This is a genomic window from Ruegeria sp. BG11 (assembly GCF_056538565.1).
Genome location: NZ_JBQFTH010000018.1, coordinates 1 through 25,407, shown reverse-complemented (window position 1 = coordinate 25,407; position 25,407 = coordinate 1). Strand labels below are relative to the sequence as shown.

Genomic DNA, 25,407 nt, shown 5'->3' with positions numbered 1-25,407 from the left:
CACTGCCTTAGAAAACATGCGCGTCTGTGGCCTGCAACGGGTCGAGAGTCAAGCAATCGTAGGCGTTTCAGATGTTCAAGAAATCCCCATGTCGCCCGGCCCCATCTCGAAACCGCCCTGCGCCTGCGGTACCCTCCCGCCGGATCGCTTCCAGACCGTTGGCCCATTCAACCTTTAGCCCATCACGCACTGACATCCCACGCGATTCGATGATCGATCGTCGGTCGGCCCGCACAGCTTCCTGTGGGAAACGGGCGATGTCGTAGGCCATGGCCTCGGCAGCGGCCCGCGCTTCTCCGTGGGGCACGACTTTCTCTGCCAACCCGATCCGATAGCACTCCTCAGCCGCGACCTTGCGCCCGGTCAGAGCGATCTCAAGTGCTTTGCCCTGCCCAACCAAGCGCGGCAAGCGAACTGTGCCGCCGTCCATCAGAACAATTCCCCAACGGCGACAAAATACCCCAAGGTAAGCCGTCTCAGCCATCACCCGTATGTCGCACCACAAGGCCAACTCCATCCCGCCGGCGACGGCTGCACCGTCAATGGCTCCGATAACTGGCTTTGACAATTCCAGCCGAGACGGCCCCATTGGCCCAAGCGTCGAGGTAGCGGATCCAATAGGAAAGCTGTGTTTCTCGTAATATGCCTCACCCAATTCAGGGTCAGCCAGACTGGCGGCCAGCTTCAGGTCCCACCCGGCACAGAAATTGCCCCCCTTCCCCCAGAAAACGGCAACCTTTGCGGGGCCGTGTTCGAACTCAAGAAACGCATCCACCAGAGCCTTAGCATGATCCGGGTCAACAGCGTTCCGCGCCTCGGGCCGGTCATGGATGATGGTCCAAACGTCTTCGGTTTTGTCAATGGAAACGGGCATGACATGTCCTCCCTCATGGTCATTGACCGAAGGGAAACCGGATGTTTGCAACCTGTCGCCTGTGACGCTACGGCAGCGCGAAATTGACCCTGCGTTACCCGCTGTTGCGCTGCGTACGCAGTTTGGCGAAATAGTCCAGCCGTTTTTTCAACTCACGCTCGAACCCACGTTCGACCGGTTGATACAGCACAGGCCGCTTTATCGTCTCGGGGAAGTAGTTCTGACCCGAGAACCCATCTTCTGCATCGTGGTCATAGGCGTAACCGTCGCCATAGCCCTGATCCTTCATCAACGAGGTAGGCGCGTTCAGGATATGCTTCGGCGGCGGCTCACTGCCCGATTGCTTCGCCAGGCGCATCGCGGCCTTGTAGCCCACATAGGCCCCGTTCGATTTCGGGGCCAGCGCCAGATAGACCAGCGCCTGCGCTAGCGCCAACTCTCCCTCGGGGGAGCCGAGCCGTTCGTAGGTCTCCCACGATTGCAGACAGATCGCCTGCGCCTGCGGGTCGGCCAGACCGATATCCTCAACCGCCATGCGGGTGATCCGACGGGCCAGATAGCGCGGGTCTTCGCCCCCGGTCAGCATCCGCGCAAACCAATAGAGCGCCGCGTCTGGGTCCGAACCACGCACCGATTTGTGCAAGGCCGAGATCAGGTTGTAATGCTCATCGCCGGATTTGTCGTATTTCGCCGCGCGCCGCATCAAACGCGTCGACAACGCATCCGGGTCAAGCGGTGCGTCAACCTTCCATGCCGCAACCTGTTCGATCAGGTTCAACAAGGCCCGCCCGTCGCCATCTGCCATTTCGTGCAGTGCATCACGTGCGGCAGGCGTCAGGGGGAGCGCTTTGCCTAGCTCTTTCTCAGCGCGTTGTGTCAGACGTTCCAGATCGGCAAGGCTCAACCGCTCCAGTACCAGAACTTGCGATCGGCTCAAAACCGCGGCGTTCAACTCGAACGACGGGTTTTCGGTCGTGGCCCCGACCAGCAGGATCGTCCCGTCCTCCATATGGGGCAAAAACCCGTCCTGCTGCGCTTTGTTGAAGCGGTGGATCTCATCCACGAACAGCAACGTCCCCTGCCCGTTCTGGCGCCGGATTTTCGCGGCCTCAAACACCTTCTTCAGGTCCGGCACACCAGTAAAGATCGCGCTGATCTGAACGAAATGCAGATCGGTTTCCTGCGCCAGCAACCGCGCGATGGTCGTTTTTCCAACGCCCGGAGGCCCCCAGAAAATCAGGCTGGACAAGCTGCCTGAGGCCAACATGACCCCCAATGGCGCGTCGGGGCCCAGAACCTGCTCTTGCCCGATCACCTCGGCCAGCGTTTGCGGACGCAGGCGATCCGCCAAGGGGCGGTGCGGATTCGCTGCAGGCTCGGCTGCGCCGGTGTCGAACAGATCGCTCATGCGCTACAGCCGGAATCGCAGGGACAGACTACGGCCGCCTCGCTGAATTACGATGTTGATCCTGCGCCCCGGATCGGTCAGCGTTCGAACGACGTCCTGCGGACGCGCGACGTCCGTACCATTGATCGCCTCCAGAACGTCGCCGGCTCGTAGACCCGCGCGGGCGCCGTATGGGCCGGGGTCAACAACAACGACGCCGGACTGGGACAGTTTAAGCCCCAGATCAATGATCACAGCCGGGTTGACGCCCGAGACGGTCAGTTCGGGCAGTACGGTGCTTTCATCCAAGGTCGTCTTTTCGGCATCTGGCGTATCAGGCGCACGGATCAGCGCCACTTCAACGTCGTCGCTTTCCTCACCACGCAACCGGGTCAGAACGGATGTACCTCCGACGCCCGCCACGGACATGCGGAATTTCATCTCGGCCGGAGAGTTCACCTCATCTCCGTCCACATGAGTGACCACATCGCCAACCCGCAGCCCGGCTTCGGCCAGAGGGCTGAGGTCGTGCAAATCTGAGATCACAACGCCCATAGGGATCACCAGACCCAGAGACTCGGCAATGTCGGCGCTCATGTGCTGGCCACTCATACCCGCCCAGGGGCTGACAAACGTGTCATTGCCAGCTTGCGCCTGCCGCAGGAATTCGGCCACCAGATTGGCTGGGATGGCGAAACCGATCCCGTTTGAACCACCAGACTGCGTCAGGATCGAGGTGTTGATCCCGATCAGGTCACCATTCACGTCAATCAGGGCGCCGCCCGAATTGCCCGGGTTGATCGCCGCATCAGTCTGAAGAAAATAGCCGCGCGCGTTCCCGGTCGCCGTGCCAGTGCGCGCCAATCCCGATATAATGCCCGAGGACACCGTCTGCCCGATCCCGAACGGGTTACCGATCGCCAAAGCCAATTCGCCCACCTCAACGTGATCCGAATCGCGCATGGTCAGGAAGGGCAGGTCCTGAGCCTCTTCCAGCCGCAGGATTGCGATATCGCTTTCTTCGTGGCCCAAAACCACCTCAGCCGTGAATTCGCGCCGGTCGGTCGTGACCACACGGATTTCAGTGGCCGAGCCGACCACGTGGTAATTCGACACCACATAGCCATCCTCGGACAGGATCACGCCCGAGCCGAGCGAGTTTTGGACCCGCTGCTGTGGTTCTCCAAATCCACGCCCAAAGAAATCCTGAAAGAATGGGTCCGAGAATAACGGCCGCGACCGCCCCTGCCGCACGATCTTGGCATATATGTTAACAACCGCAGGCGCGGCCTCTTTCACCACGGGGGCAAAACCAAGCGAGATTTCGGCTTGGGATTGAGGGACCCGCGTCTCGGCATGGGCAACCGATGCTATGGCAACCGAAACAGAGATGAAAATCCAGCGACGCATGAGGAACCTCAATCCAGTAAAGCCCTCTGGATATGCGCCGAGCGGATCGTCAATGCAAGAAGGCCAGTCGTCAGCCTTTTGCACCTTCGTCAAAAAACGGTGTCATCTGCGCGACAATGACGGCGTTCTCGTCCAGTGCCCGCTGCATAAGGGCGCGTTCATCGGAGTCGATGTCATGCCCCTGCGCCTCTCGCTCGGCCAATGTGCCATAGCCGGTCACGTCCAGAGGGGCCGTGTCGGCCTGTTTCAAAATCGCAACCGTCTCACGCACGGCCTCGGCCTCGTCCACACCACTGGCAAAGCACATCAGGGCCGCTCCGGTCGCGCCGTCTGGCAGGCCATCGCCCTCCTTGCGGCCAATCTGCACGAGCAGGGTGTAGACTTGCTGACGAGAGGGTTTCTTTTGCTTTTCCATGCAGGGGGCCATAGCTCTGCACCTTTGCACGGTCAAGCATTTGCATGGGGCTGACAACTCTGCATAGTGGTATTTTCGCAAACCACTAGGGATGTTTGATGACCTTTCCAGATTTCATTACCGACTTTCCCAGCCTTGACGTTCCCTTCCCCGAGGACGTCGTGCAAACAGCCGTGATCCGCTCTGATGCCGGGCTGGTGGCGTTTTTCACTTTCCTGAAGGATTTTGAACTACCGACGCATGCCCACAAGGCCCAATGGGGTACTGTCATCGAAGGCGAAGTAGAGCTGACGATAGGGGCTGAGACCCGAATCTATCGCCCTGGCGACAGCTACTCCATCCCGGACGGGGTCGAGCATGGCGGTAAGATCAAGGCAGGCTCACGCGTGATCGACGTGTTTGAAGAGCCGGACCGCTATCCTGTCAAAGCCTAACAAAAAAGGCCGCAGCACAGGGCTGCGGCCAATCGTTTCGATGAAGCGCGCTTAGTCTCGCAGCAATTCGTTGATCCCGGTTTTCGAGCGGGTCTTTTCATCCACGCGCTTCACGATCACCGCGCAATAGAGACTGATGTTGTTCTTCGATGGCATTGAGCCTGCAACGACCACCGAATAGGGCGGAACCTCACCATAGGTGACTTCGCCGGTCTCACGGTCGACGATCTTGGTCGATTTGCCGATGAACACACCCATGCCCAGAACTGAGCCTTCGCGCACGATGCAGCCTTCGACCACCTCAGAGCGCGCGCCGATAAAGCAATTGTCTTCGATGATGGTAGGGCCTGCCTGCATCGGCTCTAGCACGCCGCCGATCCCGACGCCGCCCGACAGGTGCACGTTCTTGCCGATCTGCGCGCAGGATCCGACGGTCGCCCACGTATCCACCATGGTGCCTTCGTCGACATAGGCGCCAAGGTTCACGAAGGAAGGCATCAGCACTGCGCCCGGCGCGATATAGGCCGATTTACGGACAACGCAGTTGGGCACGGCACGGAAACCGGCGGCCTTCCAGTTGTCTTCGCTCCAACCGGCGAACTTGCTGTCCACCTTGTCCCACCAGCCCCCGGCCTGAGGGCCGCCGGTCTGAATTTCCATGTCCTTGATACGGAAGCCCAGCAGAACTGCTTTCTTGGCCCACTGGTTTACATGCCAGTCACCGCTGTCCAGCTTTTCGGCAACGCGTAGTGCGCCGCTGTCCAGCGCGTTCAGCGTGTCTTCAATGGCGTCGCGCTGCTCGCCTGTGGTTGCGGGCGTGATCGAATCGCGCGCTTCCCAGGCGGATTCGATGGCGGCTTCGAGTTGCGCATTGGACATTGGGCGTCTCCCTACAGAATCTGTTCGTGTCGGTGTGGCCTATACGAAAGCCAAGCCCACTGCGCAATGCGACGAACAGGGGCTCTTTTGCGGCGGAATCGTCGGAGCCTCAGCTGGCGCGACGGATATGCCGGATCAAGATGGTCGTTGCGGTGCCAAGATCCTTGTGTTTCAGAGCCTGGACAATCGCCAGATGATCCTTGTCTACACGCTGTTTCCACTTGGGTCTCCAATGGGCAAACAGATGACGCGCGCTGGCGATATGAAGGTCATCAATCGTGTGCAGCAGGCGCGGCATGCCGCAGGGCGTCAGGAGCGCCCGGTGAAAGACCCGGTTACGTGTTTCCCAGTTGGGCATGGTCTGCGCCTCATCACAGGCAATCCGCGCCTCATCCATGCGCTTCACATCACTGGGTGTCATGTTCTGCACGGAATGCTGCAAGGCCAAAGGCTCAAGCACCATGCGCATTTCGACAACTTCGCGCACCTCGGCCGGGTCGAGAACAGCGACACGCATACCGCGCCGCGGTTCGCTTTTGGCAAGGCCGTGCCCCTCGAGCCGCAGCAGAGCCTCGCGCACGGGGACGTGGCTGGTCTCAAAGGCCTTGGCGATGTGATCCTGGCGCAGCTTCTCACCGGCGTTCAGATCACCGGTGATGATCTGCTGCCTGAGATTTTCGTAGATTTTATCGGCAATCGTGGCGCTCATGAATTATAGATAAAATCCTCAACCTGTTTTCACAAGGCGGTAATTCAGCCTGCAAAAGGGTCCGGAGCAATGTTCCCACCGCAGATCAGAACGGCGACGCGTTCGCCCGGCTCTGGCGTGTAGGCCCCCGACATCAACGCCGCCAAGGCGGCGGCTCCGGCGGGTTCGACAAGGATGCGATGCGCTTGCCACAACACGCGCTGCGCCTCAGATATGGCTTGATCGGATACCAGCACCGACTCCATCCCTTGCGCCAGTTCAAAACAGATCGACCCGATCCGCTGCGCGCCCAGCGCGTTGGCCGCAACGCCGGAAACCGAAACATCGACCGGCTCATTGGCTTGCAGGGCGGCGTTCAAAGCGCAAGAGGTCTCAGGCTCGACCGCCACGACCTTGCGTGCGCCTTGAAACCAGGCCAGAGCGCCCGCGATCAGACCGCCGCCGCCGACGGCGATCAGGACGGTATCGGCCTGCAAGCCCTGCGCCTCCCATTCGGCGAAGCAAGTGCCCTGCCCGGCGACCGTAGCAGCTGCATCATAGGCGTGGATCTGCATTGCGTCGGTCTTGTCCTCATGCGCCTGCGCCAACGCCAGCGCGTTGGCATATTCACCGGGCACCACGCTGAGATCCGCGCCGATCTGTTCGATCAGGGCAATCTTGGACGGGCCCGCAATCTCTGGCACAAAAATCTTGGCCGGATGTCCCAACGCACGCGCCGCATAGGCCGCCGCCGCCCCGTGATTGCCGCCCGAGGCCGCCACGACGCCCGCCTGCGGCACCTCCATGCTCAGCAACGTGTTGAACGCCCCGCGCGCCTTGAAGCTTCCGGTGTGCTGCATATGCTCAAGCTTCAGCTCGATCGGATAGCCGGGAATATGGCTCTCCATCACCGGGGTTATCTGCGCGTGACCGGCAATGCGTTCTGCTGCCGCCTGAATTTCCGTCTTCCAATCCATTCTTGTCTTTCCGTGACTGGCACTCTGCCCGCGAACCCTATAGCTGTTTGTCAAACACGCAAGCAGGGATCGTTCACCAATGAGAGAAGACCGCCACAGCCCTTTCCGCGACGCGCAGACCGACCGCTCGACCGCGAGCGAGGTGCCGGACACACCACAGACGCGGTCCCCGGCCTACCGTCTTGCCTTCGCAGATGAGGAATTCCTGTGCCGCGATGAGCTGCGCCCGGTGCGTTTGCAGTTGGAACTGCTGAAGCCCGAGATGATCATGAGTGAACGAGAGATCACCTCGACCATTGTCATGTTTGGCGGCGCGCGCATTCCAGAACCGTCGCAGAAACACACGGCGCGCACCGAAACGCTAGCCGGTCTGTCCCAGTATTATGACGAGGCGCGTGAGTTCGCGCGGCTGATGACCGAGAAGTCGAACGAAACGGGCTGCCGCGAAAACGTCATCGTCACGGGTGGTGGCCCCGGCGTAATGGAGGCCGGAAACCGCGGCGCGCAGGATGCGGGTGGTTGCTCCATCGGTCTGAACATTGTTCTACCACATGAACAAGCGCCGAACCTTTATGTGACGCCGGACCTCAGCTTCAACTTCCACTATTTCGCCATCCGCAAGATGCACTTCCTGATGCGCGCCCGTGCCATCACCATCTTCCCCGGCGGCTTTGGCACGATGGATGAGCTTTTCGAGTCTCTCACCCTGATCCAAACGGGGCGGATGGAGCGTGTGCCCTTCCTGCTATTTGGCCGTGAATTCTGGGAAAAGGTCATCAATTGGTCGGCACTGGCCGATGCGGGCACGATCTCGGACGAAGACCTCGACCTGTTCCGCTTTGTCGACACCGCGCAAGAAGCGGTTGAGATCATCGAAAACTGGGAACCCGCCCCGCCTCGCGACGCCATTCCGGGACGCTGAGCCATGGCCCACAAACCCGGCGAAATGCTTCATCTGCGCGGCAACGCGTTGGACAAGGGTGACCCGGTCGCCCTGCCACTAACCCAAAGCAGCATGTATCACCTGCCCGGCCTGCCGGATGGGCATGCCACCTATGGCCGCGTCGACAACCCGACCTGGGTGCATCTGGAACATGTGCTGTCCCATCTTGAGGCCGCGCCCTGCCTTTGCTTCCCGTCGGGCATGGCGGCCATCTCGGCGGCTTTGTTTGCAACCGTTCAGGCCGGGTCTCGCCTGTTGATCCCCTCGGATGGCTATTACGTGACGCGCCTGCTGGCGGACAGGTTCCTGTCCCGACTGGGCGTTGTGGTCGAAGAACGGCCAACCACAGGCTTCGCCGACGGAGGGTTTGAGGGCTTCGACGTGGTCTTCGTGGAAAGCCCTTCTAACCCCGGCCTCGACATGATTGACCTTGCGGATGTGGCCAAACAGGTTCGCGCCGCCGGAGGCATCACCATTGCCGACAACACAACCCTGACACCGCTGGGCCAGCGCCCGCTGGATTTGGGCATCGACGTGATCGTGTCCTCGGACACCAAGGCGATGGGTGGGCACTCGGACATGCTGATGGGCCACGTCGCCAGCCGCGACGCGCAGATCATGGAGCGGGTTGAAGAATGGCGCCGCGTCTCAGGCGCGATCCCCGGACCGCACGAAGCATGGCTTTTGCATCGCGGGCTCGAAACGATGGACGTGCGTTTTGATCGCATGTGCGCCTCGGCCCAGGTGCTGGCCGAGCGTCTGGCAGCGCATCCGGCTGTCAAGCACATCCGCTATCCCGGCCTGCCGAACGATCCGTCCCATGCGCTGGCGCAAGCTCAGACCACGCGGTTCGGGTTCCTGCTCTCGCTGACGCTGGAAAGCGAGGACAAGGCCGAGGCCTTCATCAACACCTGCCCTTTGCTGCGGCCCGCCACGTCCTTCGGCGGCGTTCATAGCTCGGCCGAGCGCCGCGCGCGGTGGGGGGACGCTGTCGACCCCGCCTTTATCCGCCTGTCGGTCGGGTGTGAGCCGGTTGAAGAGCTTTGGCAGGCGTTCGAGGCCAGCCTGAACGCGCTGTGACTACTTCTTGGCTTCGCGCAGTTCCTTGAACACGTAGATCGGCAGCACCACGCTGGCGATCAGCGCCCCCAGCCAGACCAACAGCGTTGCGGCCAGCAGGTTGGAAACACCTCCAACCGTCAGCCCCGAGGCAATCAGGTCGGTGACCAGCAGACCCACAAATGTCACGATCAACGCGATCCCACCCTTGAGCGCCGGAGCCTTCTTTTCCCCCAGCTTCAGGATCAGCGGCTCGGCAATCACCTGAACGACGGTGAACACAAGCACCACAACGATGAATGAGATCGGCTTGATGGCAAAGCCGGTCAAAATGAGCGACGCCAGCAACAGGCCGATGGCATTCCCGGCCAGCAGGGCCAGAGCGGATTTGATTCTGCGCGACATTCAAGCTCTCCGTGTATGAACAGGTACAGACATGCAGATATTATCAGACCTGTAGGATTTTTCGAGCCAATTCAATTGCCTCTTCCTTTTGGTCGGTTGAAATCGCATGATAAAACACATTCATAAAGATCAGACCGACCCACATCCGCGAGAGGTGAGATGAGCGACGATCCCTATTCCGTCCTCGGCGTCGCCAAAGACGCCAGTGCCGCCGAGATCAAGAAAGCCTATCGGCGCATCGCCAAGGAATGCCACCCGGACCTCAAACCCGGTGATGCCGAGGCCGAGGCCAAGTTTAAAGCCGCCGCCGCTGCTTACGATCTGCTGAAAGACCCTGAAACCCGTGCCCGCTATGACAATGGCGAGATTGACGCTTCGGGTCAGGAGCGCCCTCAACAGCAATATTATCGCGACTATGCCGAGGCCGCCGGAAACCCCTATCGCGGACGGCAGGCGGACCCGGATGACATGTCAGACATCTTCGCCGAATTCATGCGCGGCCGCGGTGGGTTTGGCGACCAGCGCACGCAGGAATTCCATGCGCCGGGTCACAATCTGAATTACTCGCTACAGATCAGCTTTCTGGATGCCGTGTTTGGGGCCAGCCAAAAGCTTACCCTGCCCGATGGCAACCGGATCGAGGTTAAAATCCCGGCGGGTATCACCACGGGTCAAACCATCCGGCTGCGAGGCAAAGGCGCTCCGGGCTATGGTGAGGGGCCTCCTGGGGATGCGCTGGTCACGATCTCGGTCGCGGACCATCCGTTGTTCGACCGGCAGGGGGATGACATTCACATCACATTGCCGATCACCATTGATGAGGCTGTCTTGGGTGGCAAAGTCCCTGCCCCCACAATCGACGGTGGCGTCAATGTCACCGTCCCGGCAGGCACCAGCAGCGGCAAAACCCTGCGCCTGCGGGGCAAGGGCGTCAAAAAACGCGGCTCGTCCGAACGGGGGGATCAACTGATCGAACTTACCGTCGCCCTGCCTGACCAGATCGACGACGACCTCAAGCAATTCATGGAGACATGGCGCGACGCCCATCACTATGATCCTCGGAAAGGAATGCCGTCATGACCCTGACCGAAGAGGAACTGATCCAAGCCATCTCTCGCCTGACCTCGGACCGCCTGACCGAGTATCTCGCGGCAGAGATCGTGATCCCCGAGCAGTCAGATCAAGGCGTGGTCTACCACAGCATCGACGTCGCCCGGCTGGAATTGGCGTGCGAATTGCACGAGCAATACGATATGGAGGCCGATGCTTTGTCGATGATGATCTCTCTGATCGACCAGATGCACGGGCTACGCGCTGAACTGCGTGAGGTTCTGAATGCGGTCGAGGCACAACCCGATCCCGTGCGGCAGCAACTGATTGAGGTTATTGGAACCGCCCGCTTTCGTCGCGGATAGGTCTACTCACCTTTGATCTGGTAGTCCTCGGGCACGTAGAAGGTGTAGTCCCTGTCGGCCACCTGCACGTGGCAGTCATGGCAATATGCCACGGCCCCGGCCCGATCGCCCAGAGTGTCGCCAAACAAAGACCCATCGGGCAGTACCATAATGTACCGCCAGTCTGCCGTCTCGGGGTTGGCACCTTGGGCCATTTTCTCCATCACGAACATCGCACCGGGGTAGATTTTACCCTCATCGGTCACCGTCATGCTGTCCTTGGCCAGAACCGAGCCCATGGGCAAAAGCTCACCCGGTTGCAGGGTCGCGTAGTTCAGCGCCATGCGGTTAGCGTAGCTGTTCACGAACCGCTGCCCGTGTGTTGCCGAGATATACGGCGCATCATTGAACAGCGGCCAGCTTTGGTAGTTCAAAATGAGATCCAACTGCGACGTCGCATAGCCACGGGCCATACGTTTCGACAACGCGCGATAATGCGCGTTGGCTTCGTCCTTGCCCAACTCAGCCGGATTTTCGATGGCCAGATGAGCGTCAGGGTCTTCCGCAAAAGCGCCCGCCGCAGAAAGCGGTACAAATAGGACTGCAAATGCAATGGTTTTCAATTTACTTCGAGGTCGTTCAATCATTTGGGGCTCACCTGAAATATCAGTTTGCCTATATGCCGCGCGTAGCGAAGAAATAAGCTCGCGGCCAAAAAAGTCCCGGCGTTTCAAGGGAAAGCCGAGCGTCCGAAACAGGAACGGACGCCCTAACACATAGCAAATATTGAAGACAAAATCAGCACCGGAAACATTAAGTTTACCGCTACAACCCTTGGCAGAAGTGGCTTAGTTACCGCTCAACCCGGCCTCGGCCTCGATCTGTCTACGCGATTTGCGTGCGCGCTCGGTTGCCGATTTCAACTGACCGCAAGCCGCCATAATATCTTCACCGCGCGTTTTGCGGATGGGTGAGGCATAACCGGCCTGATAGATGATATTCGCAAAGGCCCGGATACGATTGTTCGAGCTGCGCTTGTACGGCGCGCCGGGCCATTCGTTGAACGGAATCAGGTTGATCTTGGCCGGGATTCTATGACGCTTGATGTGGTCGATCAGACGATGCGCATCCTCGTCGCTGTCATTGACGCCATCCAGCATCACATATTCGAACGTGATCCGTTCGGAATTCGACGCATTGGGATAGCTGGCCAGCGCTTGCAGCAGTTCTTCGATATTCCAGCGCTTGTTGATCGGCACCAGCACGTCGCGGGTCTCATCCGTGGTGGCGTGGAACGAGATCGCCAGCAGGCAGCCGATCTCTTCGGCCGTGCGCGCGATTTCCGGCACCACGCCGCTCGTCGACAGAGTGATCCGCCGACGAGACAGAGAAATCCCTTCGGGGTCCATGGCGATCTTCATCGCGTCGCGGACATTTTCGAAATTGTAGAGCGGCTCACCCATGCCCATCAGAACGATATTCGACAGCAGGCGCGTCTCATCCTTGGGCGCGCCAGGGGTGGGCCATTCCTCAAGATCATCGCGGGCCATCATCACCTGGCCCACAATCTCGGCCGCGGTCAGGTTGCGCACCAGTTTCTGCGTGCCGGTATGGCAGAAAGAGCAGGTCAGCGTACAACCCACTTGAGACGAGATACACAGCGTGCCGCGATCCTCTTCAGGGATATAAACGACCTCGACCTCATGCCCGCCCGCAATACGACACAGGTATTTGCGCGTGCCGTCTTCGGACACCTGACGGGTGACCACTTCGGGAATTTCGATCACAAAGCTCTCGGCCAGTTGCGCGCGATAGGCTTTGGCCAGGTTAGTCATCAGCGCAAAATCACGCACGCCCCACTGGTAGATCCACTGCCAGATCTGACCGGTCCGCATCTTGGCCTGCTTTTCCGGCGTGCCATGTTCGATCAGAGTCGCGCGGAGCTGATCGCGAGTCAGACCGACAAGGTTCACCTTCCCCTCAGGCAGTTTGCGGGGGATGGTCATGACGTCTTGAGTGATCGGCACTTTGGGCGACATTTGGGTACCTACTGGGCGTATCTCAGGTGGATTCCGGATTGGGATGCGCCTCTATATAGGATCGCGCGCAAAGATCAAAAGGAATCGTATTGACCTCTACGCGCTTTTGTCGCCGGATCAGACTCCTGCAGGCGGGATAAAGCAATCCTCGGCATCCAGCGTTTTCACCGGATCTTCAGGCCCGCATTCCTCACCTGTAATTGGGTAGGTTTCAGGCTCTTTTTCACAAGCCGCCAGAACCAGTGAAGAAGCCAACATCAGAGCGATCAGAGTTTTGTCGAACATATTCAGACATCCTTTATTATTACTGAACAAATTAGTTCAGATGCCAAAAGGATGCGCTTTGATACGGATCAAGCTTTCTGAATATTTGGTGGAATTATGCGAGAAGCCGCAAAATAGACGGGCCGCTTTTGATCGCGACCCGACAGATCAGTTGGTGCAGCGGGTCTCGGCGTCTTCAATCGCGGCTGTAAACCCGAGCAGAGAGAACGTGTCCTTGGTCTGCGTCCCGCGTTCCGAGCGTGCGGTCAGCACAGCCTCGGTCCCGCGCTTCATCGCTGTGACGATCTTGGCATCGTCCTGAGCAGTCGCCGGCCAGGCCCACTCGCCCTCGGTAAAGAGTTCGAATTCAGACCCGTCTACAACCAAGTTCACCGTGGAACCGGCCGCAAATGGGTAACCGCCGGTAAATGTCACTTGCCCTTTGACCTCGGCATTGGGGCGATAGAAGACAAACAACAAGATATCGCTGCGGCGCACGGAAACGACACGTCCACCACGGGTATTAACAGTTTCCTTGGGGGCCGAAACGCTCCAGCATTCGGTAGGATCATCTTCGACAAAAACGCTCCAATCGGTTTTTGCCGCGACGCGGTTCGTACTTGTCCCCTGCTGTGCGATTGCAGTTGTGGCCATACCCGCCACACACAGACCCGCAAGCACGCGGGTAAGCATTGATCCCATTTGTCCAGCCTCCTAGCTCGACCTTCTACCTCATACCCATCGGAAAGCCATGCGAACCCTGCCAGTTCGTCTTGGAAACGTTGCGCATTCCGATGATTGTCGACATACACACACTAACGCAGGTTTCGCCACAGGCGAAAGGGCGATTGGCAGAATTTTGCGCATAAATCCGGAGGTCCAGATGACGCAGCCCATCCCAATGACAGAACTGTGGCGCGGCGATCTGTTGGAAAGCCTGCATCTGGGCCATGCGGTGGTCTGCGACGACACCGGGCAGATCGTGCAAAGCTGGGGCGATCCGAACGCAGTGATCTACCCGCGATCCTCAGCCAAGATGATCCAGGCTTTGCCTTTGGTTACGTCTGGCGCTGCGGCCAAATACGGGCTGAACTCAGAACATCTTGCGCTGGCCTGCGCCTCCCATAACGGGGCCGACATTCACACGGATCGCGTTTCGGCCTGGCTGGATCATCTCGGTCTCACCGAGCATGATCTGCGCTGCGGCCCGCAAGAGCCCGCCGACATCGCCGCGCGCGACCGGCTTATTCTGGCCGACGATACGCCGTGCCAGATCCACAACAATTGCTCGGGTAAACACTGCGGGTTTCTGACCCTGTCTCAGCATATGGGGGCCGGACCGGAATACCTTGAGATCGACCACCCTGTTCAACAGGCCTGCTTGTCTGCCATTGAGGAAACAACCGGCGAGACTAGCCCCGGCTACGGCATTGACGGATGCTCGGCCCCGAATTTCGCGACCTCGCTGGTGGGGCTTGCGCGCTCGATGGCTTGGTTTGCCTCGGCCGCTAATCGGTCGGACCGGTCGAGCGATGCGGCGCAGCAGTTGACCGCCGCGATGATCAAGCACCCAGAGCTTGTCGCGGGCGAAACCCGTGCCTGTACCGAATTGATGCGCGCAATGAACGGTCGCGCTGCGATCAAGACCGGGGCCGAGGCCGTCTTCGTCGCGATCCTGCCGGAAAAACGCATGGGTATTGCGCTGAAGATCACCGATGGCACCACCCGCGCCAGCGAATGCGCCATCGCGGCCATTCTCGTCAGTCTCGGGGTGTTGGAGGCTGATCACCCGGCGACGCGCAAATTCATGAATGCCACGCAATACAGCCGCCGAGGACTGGAATGCGGTGTCATCCGACCCGCGCCGGGCTTTGCGAACTAAGGCAGCTACATTTCGATTTCGTGGATTTCCGCCACTTCGACCGAGCCAGATCCGTTGATGACCATCGGGCAGCCTTTGGCCATCTCGGTCGCGGCATCCATGCTGTCGGCTTTGATCACCGTGAAGCCAGAGGCCGGGTTTGCCCCGCCATTGTCGACAACGCCGCCGTTGCTGACGGTATAGGATTGGCCTACCGGGTTTCCCGGGATATCCAAAGCCTCGCCCATGTTTTGAAACCACGCGCCCCATGCGGCCATGGTTGCTTCGATTTCTGCGGGGTCAGTTGGGGTGTGGCCCCCGTGATAAACAAATAGATATTGGGGCATTTCGGTCCTCCCTGAATGAAATCTATTGGCACTGCGCTTCGAGCTTGCGCAGCGAGGATGTCCAGCCTGTGTTGTGGTTCTCAGCTGCCTCGGCGTCGGCGAGCTCACGGTGATCGATAACAAGTCGGGCGCCGGTTTCGGTTACCGTTATTGTAAAAGTCACGTGGCTTTCCGGCCCGCGTTGATCTTGGTCGCCATGCCAACCCCAAGTGAAGCCGACCGAGTTCGGTGGATCAACATGCGTGACATGCCCCGAAACCTTGAATTGCTGCCCATCGCTGTTTTCCATCACTGAAAACCAGGGGCCGGTTCTTGAAAAATCCAGATTGTGATCCGGCACATGCATGCCTTCCGGCCCCCACCACTGCAGCAGTTTTGAGCCATCTGTCACCCAAACAAAAAGGTCTTCTGGGCTGACGGGAAAATCCCGCTCCAATTTCAGGTCGGCCATGAATTTTCCCTTTCCAAAATGTCACCCAAACGATCCAGACTGCTTTCCCAGAACTGCCGTTTCGAGATCGTCCACTCGGCAATCGCACGAAGGCCTTCGGAGTGGACGGAATACAACCTCTGGGTGCCCAGCACGCGTTGTTGCACCAATCCTGCCTCGCGCAGCACCTTCAGGTGGCGCGAGATTGCGGCACCTGACATGCCTTTGCCTTCGACCAGGTCTCCGGCGGGCAGTTCGCCGCCGTCCATCAGCTGCTCAACAATGGCGAACCGAGTGCGGTCAGATAGTGCGGAAAAGGCGGCAATAAGATCGGTCATGATTCTTATTTAACACAAATGTTAAATTAAGGAAAGCCTGCCTTTTGTCAGCGCCAATCAGGATAATTGGCCGATCCTCTTCTTTTCGTGTATATGTGAAAAGGTTCATAGACCTGCTCCAAAGACACAAGTTACGGTGTTATGTGTGAGTTTAATAAGTTGTTTTATTTTAGGAGGCTTGAGATGCGCTTCGCGTCCACTTCATTGTTTATCGCCTGTACCCTTGCTGTTGCAGGCTGTGCGTCCCCTTGGTCACAGACTGAGACTGTCACGCCGACTGCAACCGCCCCTCAACCAACCCCTGCGGCGACGGTAGCGACAACTCCCGCGCCTGCCGCCACAACGACGGCGGCAGTAGCCCCTGCAGCAGCCCCCGCGGTGACCCCGACGGCCGTTTCATCGACAGCGCCTCAAAATGCGTATGACCGCGACGGCGGAGATGGTGGTGGCGGCGGCGGCGGTGGCGGCGGTGGTGGAGACGGTGGCGGCGGCGGTGGCGGCTGGGGCGGTTAAGCCGGAGACGACACCACATGCTTAAGCTTGGGTCTAAAACTGGTCGGCGCCATTTACTAGCAGCTGCGTCTATCCTGACGATTTGCGCAAGCGGCCTCAGCGCGCAGTCCTCGTCGGCAACCAGCGCGAACAGCAGGGTTGCGATCGTCATCGGCAATCAGGACTACACGAGCGTTGGCGACCTGACCAATGCCAGAAAAGACGCCGAAGACATTGCGGACATGCTGCGAGACTTCGATTTCCAAGTCTTCGACGGCTATGACCTGACTAAACGCGAGTTTGAAGAGCTGATCCGCACAGCGGTTCTGAACATCCCAGATTCCGCAGATGTTCTGTTCTACTATGCGGGTCACGGCATTCAGATCGGGCGGCGAAACTATTTGCTGCCCGTGGATGCCAAGTTTGAAAGCGTCTATGATGTGCCGCTGGCAACGATGACGCTGGATCGTGTGATTGACACCCTATCCGCCCGCAGCGCGGCCCATGTGGCCATTCTGGACTCGTGCAGGGACAATCCGTTTCAAGACCTCAGACTGGCGGCCGATCTGGACGCCAATCTTTTCGAAACTCGCGAAGGGTTCGACGTCTTCAAAACTCCGCTGAATTCCTTGGTAGCCTATTCCACCTCCCCCGGTGCGGTGGCCAGTGATGGCGAGATCGGCCACAACAGCCCCTATACGGCGGCCGTTCTGGAAACCGCCCAATCCTCTCCGTTTGAGAATATCCAACAGCTCTTTCCGGTCATTCGCGAGAGGGTTCACACCAAAACATCGGGGCGGCAGATCCCCTGGGAAAGCTCGACACTGGTGCGCCCGTTCTATCTGGCGCAGCAAAAGATCGAGATTGAACCTAAGGCGCTGCAGGATGGCGCCCCCCAATCCCTATCGCTCAGCTATCAGTTTGATAAATCCGTCCCATTGTCCCAAAGCCTGAGCCAAGCGCTGGGAAGGGACATCGTAGATGTACGGGTGACGGAAACCCCTGACCGGGGTGCTGTCAACGCAAGCGAAACATCTCTGACCTATACGCCCGAGATCACGGACACACGTGCCGTTGACCTGCCCAAAAGCGATTTTGCCGATACATTTGCGGTCGAGGTCGTAACCGCTGATCAGACGCGACAGACGGTTGAGGTCTCTCTGGAATTAGGGATGAACGCCTGCGATCTCGAAGCGGGGGATGCGCTGGATCTTAATGGCGTTGGCGTGTTTCGCCTGCCGAATGAGCTGGATATCACCAAAGGTCTGGCCGCCTGTTCGCAAGCGGTCGAGGACTATCCGGAAAACGCGCGGTTCCAGTATCAACTGGGCCGTTTGCAACAAGCCGCAGGAAATGTGCCAGGCGCCTTTGAGAGTTTCACGACCGCTGTCGACGGCGGGCATATTCGCGCCAAATACGCTCTGGCAACTTTGTTGGATACACAGCGCATCGACCGCGCGGTCACCAAGACCCCTTATGACCCGGATAAAGCGCGCGCGCTGTTAGAAGAAGCCATCGCCCAGCAAGACCCCTATGCCATGCACCGGCTGGGCCAACAACTGCTGCGCAAAGGTGAAACGACCGAAGAGAAAAACCGCGGCTTTGAGCTGTTGGAACGCTCGGTCGAGCTTGGACATACCTATTCGATGAATGAACTTGGCATGTATTTCCTGCGTGAAAACTCGGAACGCTATATCCCCGAGCGTGGGTTGCGCTATCTGCGGGCGTCCGAACTGCGGCAGGATATCTATGGGTACGACAATCTGGCCTATGTCTCGCTGAACGGGCTGGGCGGCAATCCGGTCGATTTCGACAAAGCCGAAGCCTACTTTCTGGCGGCAGCCCAAGGCGGGCATCCTACCGCTCCGGCCAGTATCGCCCGCATGATCATGCGGGACCAGCTACAGGGCCGGCCCCGTACCGAGGCTTTGGCCTGGTACGACACCTCACTGGAACGCGGTGACGCCTGGGGCGGTGCGAACGGAGCCTATATCATTCTGGATGGTCAAGTGCCGGGAAAAGGTCCCGCTGACGCGGCGCTCAGGGCGGCCAAAGCAGCCCTACTGCCGAATGAGAAACCTGCCGCTCAAGCTCAGTCGCAACTCGACAGCCTCTCGCGCGGGGATCTGGATCGGGCTTTACAGCTGGCGCTGAATGAACTTGGGGAAAATGTCACCGTCGATGGCCAAGTCGGCCCGGCGACTTTGTCAGCGCTCGAGAATATCAGCGCCAAGTTCGGTGTTCCTGTTCCTTATGCCGCCGCCAGCGATCCAAAGGCCCGGTTGTTGCTGGCCGCGCGTGTGTACTGGGCGCAGAATCCGGTGCGCTTTGACTTGTTCTAGACGCTGAAGTCAGCCTTGCTGTAGCCTTGAATGTAAAGCAGGGCCTTCAGGTCTCCGTGATTGATCCGCACGTCGCATTCAGCCGCAACCGAGGGCTTTGCGTGCAGTGCAACGCCGGTTCCGGCCCGCCCCAGCATGCCCAGGTCGTTAGCTCCGTCACCAACCGCGATCACGTCGCCCTCGGACAATCCAAGCGTTGCGGTGATCCGCTCCAGCGATTCAACCTTGGCCTGCCGCCCGAGGATCGGGCGCTGCACATCACCCGTCAGCTGCCCATTCTCGGTCAACAGTGTGTTCGCCCGGTTCTCATCGAACCCTAACTGCGCCGCCACACGAGCTGTAAACGCTGTGAACCCGCCCGAGACTAAGGCCGCATAGCCGCCAGCGGTGCGCATGGTCGCCACTAATTCGCGCCCGCCGGGCATGAGGGTGATCCGTGTGTTCAGAACATGGTCAATGACCGCCTCGTCCAGCCCTTTCAACAGGCCGACCCGTTCGATCAGCGCGCCTTCGAAGTCCAGCTCACCATTCATCGCGCGGGCGGTGATGTCTTTGACGCGCTCACCCACGCCCGCCTCATCCGCCAACTCATCAATGCATTCCTGCTGGATCATGGTGCTGTCCATATCCGCCAGAAGCATTTTCTTGCGCCGCCCCTCGGATGGCTGAACGACCAGATCAACGCCCATCTCTTGCAGATCGGCCCAGACATCCCAACGATTGTCTGGCATCTCGGGCAGCGTGAACTCGGCCGCCTCACCGGGGTTTAGCCACGTGACTTCGCCCCCGCCCCACGCATTTCGCAGCGCATCCACCATCGGGACTTCAAGCGAGGGCGTGGTGGGATTTGTGAGCAAGGTGGCAACGTACATGGCAGGTCTCCGGCAATCTTCATAGCGCATATCGCAGGTGCAGCATTTTCGCCAGAGTTGGTTGGAAATATCTGGCAAACGGGGCTTTACGGTCCCGGTTTTCCCCGCCAGATTCAGCCCGCGACGCACGGAAAGGAACACCGAATGGCCAACCCGCTTTTTGATCGTCTGTTTGGCATTCACGCCGGGAAAACCACGCCGTTCCTGCATCTGCCCGAAGGTCAGGTTCTGACTCATGCCGCCTTTCTCGACATGGCCGCGCGGCTGGCCAACGCGCTGACAGGGCTGGAGCTTGAGCCCGGTGACCGCGTCGCCGTTCAGGTCGAAAAATCGCCCGAGGCGCTTGCCCTCTACGCAGCATGCGCGCAGACCGGGCTGATTTTCTTGCCGCTCAACACCGCCTATACGACCACCGAGCTGCAGTATTTCATCGAAAACAGCGGCGCGAAGCTAGTGGTCTGCGATATCGCGAACGAGGCTGGCCTGACCCCGATTGCCCAAGCGCAGAACGCCCATATTGCAACTCTGAACGCCGATGGCAGTGGCAGCCTGATGCGCCGGGCGCTGGGAATGCTGCCTGCGTATGAACCTGTCAGTCGGTCCGAGGATGATCTGGCCGCGTTCCTTTATACCTCGGGCACCACGGGGCGGTCGAAAGGTGCGATGCTGACGCAGGCCAACCTGCTGTCCAATGCCGAAACGCTGGTGCAGGAATGGCGCTTCACCAAGGACGATGTGCTGCTGCATGCGCTGCCGATCTTTCACACACATGGGCTGTTCGTAGCGACCAACGTGGTGCTGGCCTCTAGCGGGTCGATGATCTTTCTGCCCAAGTTCGATCTGGACGACATCCTGCGTCTGATGCCGGAGGCCACTTCGATGATGGGTGTGCCGACCTTCTACACCCGCCTGCTGGGCGATGACCGGTTTACCGGCGATCTGGCGCACCATATGCGGCTGTTCATTTCGGGCTCGGCCCCGATGCTGGCGGAAACTCATGAGCAGTTCGAGGCCCGCACCGGGCATCGTATCCTCGAACGCTACGGCATGACCGAGACCAACATGAACACCTCAAACCCCTATGACGGCGAACGCCGCGCCGGGACCGTCGGGTTCCCTCTGCCGGACGTCGAGCTGAAAGTCACGGACCCCGAAACCGGCGCGCTGCTGCCACACGGCGAGATCGGCATGATTGAGGTGCGCGGTCCGAACGTCTTCAAGGGCTATTGGCAGATGCCCGAGAAAACCGAGGCCGAGCTGCGCGAGGATGGGTTCTTTATCACTGGCGATCTGGGTCGGGTGGACGAGGATGGCTATCTCCATATCGTCGGCCGTGGCAAAGACCTGATCATCTCGGGCGGCTACAACATCTACCCTAAGGAAATCGAGCTGTTGTTGGATGACCAACCCGGCGTTCTGGAAAGCGCGGTCATCGGCGTACCGCACCCGGATTTTGGCGAAACCGTGCTAGGCATTCTGGTGCCTCAGCCCGAACAAGCCCTTGATCTGGATGCCATTCTAGCGCGCGTTCAGGATCAACTGGCCCGGTTCAAACATCCGCGCAAACTGATCGTGCTGGATGAGCTACCCCGCAACACCATGGGCAAGGTGCAAAAGAACGCCCTGCGCGCGACCTATAAAGACAGCTTTATACAAGGCTGACCCGGCCCTTTTCAGTCAACTCCCAACAGGTGCGGCCTTCGAAGACAACGACACTGGCCGGGCGTCCATACCCCGCGCCGGTATCCAGGTTCACGCGATTGCCGCAATACGTCACCCGGTCGACCGGAGTATGGCCATGGACGATCAGCTTGGGATGCGGCGCGGTATGTTTCAAAAACTCCTGCCGGATCCAGACCAGATCGTTTTCATCCTGCTGATCCAACGCGATACCGGGGCGGATGCCCGCATGAACAAAAGCCAGATCGGAGGTCTGGTGCATCAAGGCCAGCCCACGCAGGAACGCACGATGATCCTCGGGCACGGCCTGCAACGCCATGGCGTGCAGATCCTCAAGCCGGGTTTGTCCCTCGAACACGATACCATAGCTGGCAAGTGTTTCGACCCCGCCCAGACGCTCATGCAGCCAGTGGTAACCGACCAGAAGATGCGGATCATGGCGGGGGAAATCCTCTAGAAACCATGCAAACATACGGTCGTGATTACCCAGCAAAGTGATCCAGTCCCGCCCTTCGGCGCGTCCCGCGATCAGGCGGTCGAGAACACCCCGGCTATCTGGTCCCCGGTCGGTATAGTCGCCCAGAAACACCACCTGAGCCTCAGGCCCGCCGTCGCGGTCAATCAGAGAAAGGAGTCGGTCGAACTCGGCGCTCTGCCCGTGCAGGTCGCCAATGGCGTAAATCGGTTTAGTCATGAAAAGGTCTCGGCTGCTGTCACGGCAGTTTAGAGGCGAATGCGTTGATAGCGCAATCAGGAACACCCGCGCCGGTCCTTGGCGCGGGTGTCAAATTGTTTGAAATGAAAAAGGGTGCCAATCAGGCGACGTCGAACTCCAGCGGTTTAATCTGCGTGAACAAGCCCGTTTCCGCCAGCTTAGCGCGCGCCTCGGCCGGGACAGGTTCGTCCACGTAAAGCAGCGCAATGGCCTCACCCCCCGCCTCAGACCTGCCGAGGGTAAAGTTCGCGATATTGACGTCGTTCTCGCCCATGGTCTGACCCAGCGCACCGATGATGCCCGGCACATCCTCGTTGGTGGTGTAGAGCATATGCGCCCCGATCTCGGCGTCGATATTGATGCCTTTGATCTGGATGAAGCGCGGCTTGCCATCGCTGAACACTGTCCCACCGATCGAGCGTTCGCGCTTGGTGGTCACGACGGTGACCTTGATGTAGCCCTCAAACGCACCGGACTTGTCCTGATTGGTGGTCGAGATTTTGATGCCGCGCTCTTTGGCGACGACCGGGGCCGAGACCATGTTCACCTCGGGATTGAACTTCTTCATGATCCCTGCAACGACAGCGCAGTTCAGCGCGGCCAGGTTCATCTCTGCAGCAACACCATCATAAAGAATGTTGATCGCCTGCACCGGCTCATCGGTCATCTGGCCGATGAAACTGCCCAGATGACCGGCCAGCTTGATCCACGGCCCCATGACCTTCGCCTCTTCCGCCGTCACGCTGGGCATGTTTAGCGCGTTTTCCACCGCACCGGTCAGCAAGTAGTTCGAGATCTGCTCGGCTACTTGCAGCGCCACGTTCTCCTGCGCCTCGGTCGTTGCCGCGCCAAGGTGAGGCGTGCAGACCACGTTGGGCAGGTTGAAAAGGGCATTCTCTTTCGCCGGCTCTTCGCTGAACACGTCAAACGCTGCGCCTGCGACATGACCCGATTGCAGCGCCTCGGCCAGCGCGTCTTCGTCGACCAGACCACCACGGGCACAGTTGATGATCCGTACGCCCTTCTTGGTCTTCGCAAGGTTTTCTCGGCTCAGGATATTGCGGGTCTGATCGGTCAGCGGAACATGCAGAGTGATAAAGTCAGCGCGGGCCAGCAGCTCGTCCAGCTCGACCTTTTCAACGCCCATCTGCGCGGCTTTCTCTTCACCCAGATAGGGGTCATAGGCCACAACCTTCATCTTCAGGCCAAGCGCGCGTTCGCAAACGATACCGCCGATATTGCCTGCCCCGATCACGCCGAGGGTTTTGTTGGTCAGCTCGATGCCCATGAACTTGGACTTTTCCCACTTACCCGCATGGGTCGAGGTGCTGGCCTCGGGGATCTGCCGCGCCACTGCGAACATCATCGCAATCGCGTGCTCAGCGGTGGTGATCATGTTGCCGAAGGGCGTGTTCATCACGATCACACCCTTCTTCGACGCCGCATCCTTGTCGATATTGTCGGTCCCGATCCCGGCACGACCGATCACTTTCAGTTTGTCGGCCTTCTCCAGAATGGTCGGTGTGACCTTGGTGGCCGAACGAATGGCAAGGCCATCATACTGTCCGATCACCTCGGCCAGTTTGTCTTTGTCCTTGCCTAGATCGGGCATGAAATCCACATCGATGCCGCGATCACGGAAAATCTGCACGGCGGTTTCGCTGAGCTTGTCAGATACGAGTACTTTGGGGGCCATATTCTCTGGTCCTTGAATTGTATGGAAGGTCCGGGCCTTGGACGGCCCGGTGAAAAGTCAGACAGCCTCCGACTGCGCCGCGATCTCGGCCTCAAAGGCCCATGCCAGCCATGGCAGCATCGCCTCGATGTCCGAGGTCTCGACCGTACCACCGCACCAGATGCGCAGGCCCGCAGGCGCGTCGCGATAGGCACCGATGTCCAAAGCGATATTCTCGGCCTCAAGCCGTTTGGCCACGGCTTTCGCGAATGCAGCACCGTCCTGAATGCGCCCATCTGTGAATTTCAGGCAGACCGAAGTGTTCGACTGCGTCGCCGTATCTTCGGCCAGATTGGCGATCCAATCGTTTTGGTCGCAGAAGGCGTGAACCGCACCGGCATTAGCATCGGCACGAGCGATCAGCCCGTGCAACCCACCAACCGAGCGCGCCCAGTCCAAAGCGAACAGATAATCCTCGACCGCCAGCATCGAGGGCGTGTTGATCGTAGCCCCGGTAAAGATACCCTCGATCAGCTTGCCGCCTTTGGTCAGGCGGAAAATCTTCGGCATTGGCCATGCGGGGTTATAGCTTTCCAGCCGCTCAACGGCACTGGGCGAAAGGATCAGCATCCCGTGGGCCGCTTCTCCACCCAGCACTTTCTGCCAGCTGAAAGTGGTCACATCCAGTTTGTCCCAGGGCAAGTCCATCGCAAAGGCGGCCGAGGTCGCATCACAAATCGTCAGGCCCTGACGATCATCGGCGATCCAGTCGCCATTGGGCACCCGAACGCCCGAGGTTGTGCCGTTCCACGTAAACACAACGTCATTGGAAAAATCGACCGAAGCAAGATCAACGATCTGACCGTAATCTGCGGTCTTCACCTCGGCGTCGATCTCCAGCTGCTTGACCACGTCAGTCACCCAGCCCGCGCCGAAGCTCTCCCAAGCCAGCATTTCAACCTTGCGCTCTCCCAGCAGCGACCAAAGCGCCATCTCAACCGCGCCAGTGTCCGAGGCGGGAACGATACCGATCTTGTAGTCCGCTGGAATGCCCAGAATCTCACGCGTGCCTTCGATGGCCGCTTTCAGCTTGTCCTTGCCGACAGTAGCACGGTGCGAACGACCCAGCGCGGCATCGGCCAGTTTGGACAGATCAAATGTGGGGGGTTTGGCGCAGGGGCCCGAGGAAAAACGCGGATTCGCCGGCCGCGTCGCCGGTTGTTCAATGCTCATCTGTATTACCCTTCCAGATACACGCCCCTCGTTGGGGAGGGGTGTCCCACGGACAGAGCTATGAGGCCTTCGCAGACGCAGCAAGCGAAAAAGACGCTTTCATCGCAAAAAACGACGCCAAAGATGAGCGCAAATGAGAACAGAGGTTTCCGATAAGCGAAAACCCCGCCTTTCGGCGGGGTCTTTTAGTTTTATTCTGCGGCTTCTTCGTATGCTTCCATTGGTGGGCATGTGCAGACAAGGTTTCGGTCTCC

Annotated in this window: 28 protein-coding genes; 9 read left to right on the top strand and 19 right to left on the bottom strand. The window is 59.3% G+C overall.

Annotated elements, in window-relative coordinates; translation table 11 throughout:
- Positions 1–67: 67 nt before the first annotated feature.
- The 4 genes from ACR0JF_RS21460 to ACR0JF_RS21445 form a co-directional block, all read right to left on the bottom strand.
- The gene (locus ACR0JF_RS21460) at positions 68–874 is read right to left on the bottom strand and encodes a crotonase/enoyl-CoA hydratase family protein (RefSeq protein ID WP_170662985.1); all 807 of its coding nucleotides are present in this window, start codon (positions 872–874) and stop codon (positions 68–70) included.
- A gap of 94 nt (positions 875–968) precedes the next feature.
- Positions 969–2,282 (bottom strand): replication-associated recombination protein A, encoded by a 1,314-nt coding sequence (locus tag ACR0JF_RS21455; RefSeq protein ID WP_170662983.1) that lies wholly within the window; start codon positions 2,280–2,282, stop codon positions 969–971.
- A gap of 3 nt (positions 2,283–2,285) precedes the next feature.
- Positions 2,286–3,671 (bottom strand): trypsin-like peptidase domain-containing protein, encoded by a 1,386-nt coding sequence (locus tag ACR0JF_RS21450; RefSeq protein ID WP_170662981.1) that lies wholly within the window; start codon positions 3,669–3,671, stop codon positions 2,286–2,288.
- A 70-nt stretch (positions 3,672–3,741) separates the two neighbouring features.
- A complete protein-coding gene (locus ACR0JF_RS21445) occupies positions 3,742–4,086 on the bottom strand; it encodes a hypothetical protein (RefSeq protein WP_170662979.1) in 345 nt (114 codons plus the stop codon).
- A 98-nt stretch (positions 4,087–4,184) separates the two neighbouring features.
- Between ACR0JF_RS21445 and ACR0JF_RS21440 the strand changes: the two genes are divergently transcribed.
- On the top strand, positions 4,185–4,520 hold the full coding sequence (locus tag ACR0JF_RS21440; protein WP_170637834.1) for a cupin domain-containing protein: 336 nt from the start codon (positions 4,185–4,187) through the stop codon (positions 4,518–4,520).
- A gap of 51 nt (positions 4,521–4,571) precedes the next feature.
- Here ACR0JF_RS21440 and dapD read toward each other — a convergent pair whose 3' ends face one another.
- From dapD to ACR0JF_RS21425, 3 genes are all read right to left on the bottom strand, one after another.
- A complete protein-coding gene (gene dapD, locus ACR0JF_RS21435) occupies positions 4,572–5,399 on the bottom strand; it encodes a 2,3,4,5-tetrahydropyridine-2,6-dicarboxylate N-succinyltransferase (RefSeq protein ID WP_170662977.1) in 828 nt (275 codons plus the stop codon).
- 109 nt (positions 5,400–5,508) lie between these two features.
- On the bottom strand, positions 5,509–6,108 hold the full coding sequence (locus tag ACR0JF_RS21430; protein ID WP_170662975.1) for a GntR family transcriptional regulator: 600 nt from the start codon (positions 6,106–6,108) through the stop codon (positions 5,509–5,511).
- A 44-nt stretch (positions 6,109–6,152) separates the two neighbouring features.
- On the bottom strand, positions 6,153–7,064 hold the full coding sequence (locus tag ACR0JF_RS21425) for a threonine/serine dehydratase (RefSeq protein WP_170662973.1): 912 nt from the start codon (positions 7,062–7,064) through the stop codon (positions 6,153–6,155).
- Between the two features lie 79 nt (positions 7,065–7,143).
- On the opposite strand from ACR0JF_RS21425, the gene ACR0JF_RS21420 reads away from it, so the two are divergent.
- Together ACR0JF_RS21420 and ACR0JF_RS21415 are read left to right on the top strand one after the other, a co-directional pair.
- Entirely contained in the window at positions 7,144–7,986 is an 843-nt protein-coding gene (locus ACR0JF_RS21420; protein ID WP_170459791.1) for an LOG family protein, read from the top strand.
- 3 nt (positions 7,987–7,989) lie between these two features.
- A complete protein-coding gene (locus tag ACR0JF_RS21415; RefSeq protein WP_170662971.1) occupies positions 7,990–9,087 on the top strand; it encodes a cystathionine gamma-lyase in 1,098 nt (365 codons plus the stop codon).
- Here ACR0JF_RS21415 and ACR0JF_RS21410 read toward each other — a convergent pair whose 3' ends face one another.
- Positions 9,088–9,471 carry a hypothetical protein gene (locus tag ACR0JF_RS21410; protein ID WP_170469494.1) on the bottom strand — a complete coding sequence of 128 codons (384 nt, stop codon included), beginning with the start codon at positions 9,469–9,471 and terminating at the stop codon, positions 9,088–9,090.
- 159 nt (positions 9,472–9,630) lie between these two features.
- On the opposite strand from ACR0JF_RS21410, the gene ACR0JF_RS21405 reads away from it, so the two are divergent.
- Positions 9,631–10,551: a J domain-containing protein gene (locus ACR0JF_RS21405; RefSeq protein WP_170662969.1), complete on the top strand. Its 921-nt coding sequence runs from the start codon at positions 9,631–9,633 to the stop codon at positions 10,549–10,551.
- Positions 10,548–10,886 carry a hypothetical protein gene (locus ACR0JF_RS21400; RefSeq protein WP_170662967.1) on the top strand — a complete coding sequence of 113 codons (339 nt, stop codon included), beginning with the start codon at positions 10,548–10,550 and terminating at the stop codon, positions 10,884–10,886. Before ACR0JF_RS21405 ends, ACR0JF_RS21400 begins: the two co-directional genes overlap by 4 nt.
- 2 nt (positions 10,887–10,888) lie before the next feature.
- Here the strand turns inward: ACR0JF_RS21400 and ACR0JF_RS21395 are convergent, their stop codons facing one another.
- The 4 genes from ACR0JF_RS21395 to ACR0JF_RS21380 all read right to left on the bottom strand — a co-directional run bounded on the left by ACR0JF_RS21395 (position 10,889) and on the right by ACR0JF_RS21380 (position 13,870).
- Positions 10,889–11,512: a cytochrome P460 family protein gene (locus ACR0JF_RS21395; protein ID WP_170662965.1), complete on the bottom strand. Its 624-nt coding sequence runs from the start codon at positions 11,510–11,512 to the stop codon at positions 10,889–10,891.
- A gap of 201 nt (positions 11,513–11,713) precedes the next feature.
- Positions 11,714–12,904: a dual-specificity RNA methyltransferase RlmN gene (gene rlmN, locus ACR0JF_RS21390; RefSeq protein ID WP_170662963.1), complete on the bottom strand. Its 1,191-nt coding sequence runs from the start codon at positions 12,902–12,904 to the stop codon at positions 11,714–11,716.
- A gap of 117 nt (positions 12,905–13,021) precedes the next feature.
- Positions 13,022–13,189, bottom strand: a complete 168-nt coding sequence (locus tag ACR0JF_RS21385; RefSeq protein WP_170469507.1) for a hypothetical protein — start codon at positions 13,187–13,189, stop codon at positions 13,022–13,024.
- 147 nt (positions 13,190–13,336) lie between these two features.
- A complete protein-coding gene (locus ACR0JF_RS21380; protein WP_170376002.1) occupies positions 13,337–13,870 on the bottom strand; it encodes an invasion associated locus B family protein in 534 nt (177 codons plus the stop codon).
- Positions 13,871–14,051: 181 nt separating this feature from the next.
- On the opposite strand from ACR0JF_RS21380, the gene ACR0JF_RS21375 reads away from it, so the two are divergent.
- Positions 14,052–15,050: an asparaginase gene (locus tag ACR0JF_RS21375; RefSeq protein WP_170662961.1), complete on the top strand. Its 999-nt coding sequence runs from the start codon at positions 14,052–14,054 to the stop codon at positions 15,048–15,050.
- Positions 15,051–15,055: 5 nt separating this feature from the next.
- Here ACR0JF_RS21375 and ACR0JF_RS21370 read toward each other — a convergent pair whose 3' ends face one another.
- From ACR0JF_RS21370 to ACR0JF_RS21360, 3 genes are read right to left on the bottom strand one after another with little or no spacing between them, the layout of a single operon-like run.
- On the bottom strand, positions 15,056–15,376 hold the full coding sequence (locus tag ACR0JF_RS21370) for a YciI family protein (RefSeq protein ID WP_170459773.1): 321 nt from the start codon (positions 15,374–15,376) through the stop codon (positions 15,056–15,058).
- Between the two features lie 22 nt (positions 15,377–15,398).
- Complete coding sequence (locus ACR0JF_RS21365) at positions 15,399–15,827, bottom strand: SRPBCC family protein (protein WP_170662959.1); 429 nt, start codon at positions 15,825–15,827, stop codon at positions 15,399–15,401.
- Positions 15,815–16,144 (bottom strand): metalloregulator ArsR/SmtB family transcription factor, encoded by a 330-nt coding sequence (locus tag ACR0JF_RS21360; protein WP_170469519.1) that lies wholly within the window; start codon positions 16,142–16,144, stop codon positions 15,815–15,817. Before ACR0JF_RS21360 ends, ACR0JF_RS21365 begins: the two co-directional genes overlap by 13 nt.
- Before the next feature lie 183 nt (positions 16,145–16,327).
- On the opposite strand from ACR0JF_RS21360, the gene ACR0JF_RS21355 reads away from it, so the two are divergent.
- Positions 16,328–16,657, top strand: coding sequence for a hypothetical protein (locus ACR0JF_RS21355; RefSeq protein ID WP_170662958.1), 330 nt, complete (start codon positions 16,328–16,330; stop codon positions 16,655–16,657).
- 17 nt (positions 16,658–16,674) lie between these two features.
- On the top strand, positions 16,675–18,978 hold the full coding sequence (locus ACR0JF_RS21350; RefSeq protein WP_170662956.1) for a caspase family protein: 2,304 nt from the start codon (positions 16,675–16,677) through the stop codon (positions 18,976–18,978).
- Here the strand turns inward: ACR0JF_RS21350 and serB are convergent.
- Complete coding sequence (serB, locus tag ACR0JF_RS21345) at positions 18,975–19,850, bottom strand: phosphoserine phosphatase SerB (protein ID WP_170662954.1); 876 nt, start codon at positions 19,848–19,850, stop codon at positions 18,975–18,977. The genes ACR0JF_RS21350 and serB overlap by 4 nt on opposite strands.
- Before the next feature lie 144 nt (positions 19,851–19,994).
- On the opposite strand from serB, the gene ACR0JF_RS21340 reads away from it, so the two are divergent.
- Positions 19,995–21,512, top strand: a complete 1,518-nt coding sequence (locus ACR0JF_RS21340) for a malonate--CoA ligase (RefSeq protein WP_170662952.1) — start codon at positions 19,995–19,997, stop codon at positions 21,510–21,512.
- On the opposite strand, the gene ACR0JF_RS21335 is transcribed toward ACR0JF_RS21340, so the two are convergent.
- The 3 genes from ACR0JF_RS21335 to ACR0JF_RS21325 all read right to left on the bottom strand — a co-directional run bounded on the left by ACR0JF_RS21335 (position 21,499) and on the right by ACR0JF_RS21325 (position 25,153).
- The gene (locus ACR0JF_RS21335; RefSeq protein WP_170662950.1) at positions 21,499–22,224 is read right to left on the bottom strand and encodes a metallophosphoesterase family protein; all 726 of its coding nucleotides are present in this window, start codon (positions 22,222–22,224) and stop codon (positions 21,499–21,501) included. The genes ACR0JF_RS21340 and ACR0JF_RS21335 overlap by 14 nt on opposite strands.
- Before the next feature lie 121 nt (positions 22,225–22,345).
- Positions 22,346–23,941, bottom strand: coding sequence for a phosphoglycerate dehydrogenase (gene serA, locus ACR0JF_RS21330; RefSeq protein ID WP_170482243.1), 1,596 nt, complete (start codon positions 23,939–23,941; stop codon positions 22,346–22,348).
- Positions 23,942–23,998: 57 nt separating this feature from the next.
- Entirely contained in the window at positions 23,999–25,153 is a 1,155-nt protein-coding gene (locus ACR0JF_RS21325) for a phosphoserine transaminase (protein ID WP_170662948.1), read from the bottom strand.
- Between the last annotated feature and the right edge of the window lie 254 nt (positions 25,154–25,407).

What these genes read in the sequence shown, in the direction of transcription:
- ACR0JF_RS21450 (WP_170662981.1), bottom strand. Translation starts at nt 3,671, where the DNA reads ATGCGTCGCTGGATTTTCATCTCTGTTTCGGTTGCCATAGCATCGGTT.
- ACR0JF_RS21355 (WP_170662958.1), top strand. Translation starts at nt 16,328, where the DNA reads ATGCGCTTCGCGTCCACTTCATTGTTTATCGCCTGTACCCTTGCTGTT.
- ACR0JF_RS21325 (WP_170662948.1), bottom strand. Translation starts at nt 25,153, where the DNA reads ATGAGCATTGAACAACCGGCGACGCGGCCGGCGAATCCGCGTTTTTCC.
- serA (WP_170482243.1), bottom strand. Translation starts at nt 23,941, where the DNA reads ATGGCCCCCAAAGTACTCGTATCTGACAAGCTCAGCGAAACCGCCGTG.
- ACR0JF_RS21455 (WP_170662983.1), bottom strand. Translation starts at nt 2,282, where the DNA reads ATGAGCGATCTGTTCGACACCGGCGCAGCCGAGCCTGCAGCGAATCCG.
- ACR0JF_RS21335 (WP_170662950.1), bottom strand. Translation starts at nt 22,224, where the DNA reads ATGACTAAACCGATTTACGCCATTGGCGACCTGCACGGGCAGAGCGCC.
- dapD (WP_170662977.1), bottom strand. Translation starts at nt 5,399, where the DNA reads ATGTCCAATGCGCAACTCGAAGCCGCCATCGAATCCGCCTGGGAAGCG.
- ACR0JF_RS21420 (WP_170459791.1), top strand. Translation starts at nt 7,144, where the DNA reads ATGAGAGAAGACCGCCACAGCCCTTTCCGCGACGCGCAGACCGACCGC.
- ACR0JF_RS21415 (WP_170662971.1), top strand. Translation starts at nt 7,990, where the DNA reads ATGGCCCACAAACCCGGCGAAATGCTTCATCTGCGCGGCAACGCGTTG.
- ACR0JF_RS21430 (WP_170662975.1), bottom strand. Translation starts at nt 6,108, where the DNA reads ATGAGCGCCACGATTGCCGATAAAATCTACGAAAATCTCAGGCAGCAG.
- ACR0JF_RS21400 (WP_170662967.1), top strand. Translation starts at nt 10,548, where the DNA reads ATGACCCTGACCGAAGAGGAACTGATCCAAGCCATCTCTCGCCTGACC.
- ACR0JF_RS21370 (WP_170459773.1), bottom strand. Translation starts at nt 15,376, where the DNA reads ATGCCCCAATATCTATTTGTTTATCACGGGGGCCACACCCCAACTGAC.
- rlmN (WP_170662963.1), bottom strand. Translation starts at nt 12,904, where the DNA reads ATGTCGCCCAAAGTGCCGATCACTCAAGACGTCATGACCATCCCCCGC.
- ACR0JF_RS21385 (WP_170469507.1), bottom strand. Translation starts at nt 13,189, where the DNA reads ATGTTCGACAAAACTCTGATCGCTCTGATGTTGGCTTCTTCACTGGTT.
- ACR0JF_RS21410 (WP_170469494.1), bottom strand. Translation starts at nt 9,471, where the DNA reads ATGTCGCGCAGAATCAAATCCGCTCTGGCCCTGCTGGCCGGGAATGCC.
- serB (WP_170662954.1), bottom strand. Translation starts at nt 19,850, where the DNA reads ATGTACGTTGCCACCTTGCTCACAAATCCCACCACGCCCTCGCTTGAA.
- ACR0JF_RS21425 (WP_170662973.1), bottom strand. Translation starts at nt 7,064, where the DNA reads ATGGATTGGAAGACGGAAATTCAGGCGGCAGCAGAACGCATTGCCGGT.
- ACR0JF_RS21360 (WP_170469519.1), bottom strand. Translation starts at nt 16,144, where the DNA reads ATGACCGATCTTATTGCCGCCTTTTCCGCACTATCTGACCGCACTCGG.
- ACR0JF_RS21380 (WP_170376002.1), bottom strand. Translation starts at nt 13,870, where the DNA reads ATGGGATCAATGCTTACCCGCGTGCTTGCGGGTCTGTGTGTGGCGGGT.
- ACR0JF_RS21350 (WP_170662956.1), top strand. Translation starts at nt 16,675, where the DNA reads ATGCTTAAGCTTGGGTCTAAAACTGGTCGGCGCCATTTACTAGCAGCT.
- ACR0JF_RS21365 (WP_170662959.1), bottom strand. Translation starts at nt 15,827, where the DNA reads ATGGCCGACCTGAAATTGGAGCGGGATTTTCCCGTCAGCCCAGAAGAC.
- ACR0JF_RS21375 (WP_170662961.1), top strand. Translation starts at nt 14,052, where the DNA reads ATGACGCAGCCCATCCCAATGACAGAACTGTGGCGCGGCGATCTGTTG.
- ACR0JF_RS21405 (WP_170662969.1), top strand. Translation starts at nt 9,631, where the DNA reads ATGAGCGACGATCCCTATTCCGTCCTCGGCGTCGCCAAAGACGCCAGT.
- ACR0JF_RS21460 (WP_170662985.1), bottom strand. Translation starts at nt 874, where the DNA reads ATGCCCGTTTCCATTGACAAAACCGAAGACGTTTGGACCATCATCCAT.
- ACR0JF_RS21395 (WP_170662965.1), bottom strand. Translation starts at nt 11,512, where the DNA reads ATGATTGAACGACCTCGAAGTAAATTGAAAACCATTGCATTTGCAGTC.
- ACR0JF_RS21440 (WP_170637834.1), top strand. Translation starts at nt 4,185, where the DNA reads ATGACCTTTCCAGATTTCATTACCGACTTTCCCAGCCTTGACGTTCCC.
- ACR0JF_RS21445 (WP_170662979.1), bottom strand. Translation starts at nt 4,086, where the DNA reads ATGGAAAAGCAAAAGAAACCCTCTCGTCAGCAAGTCTACACCCTGCTC.
- ACR0JF_RS21340 (WP_170662952.1), top strand. Translation starts at nt 19,995, where the DNA reads ATGGCCAACCCGCTTTTTGATCGTCTGTTTGGCATTCACGCCGGGAAA.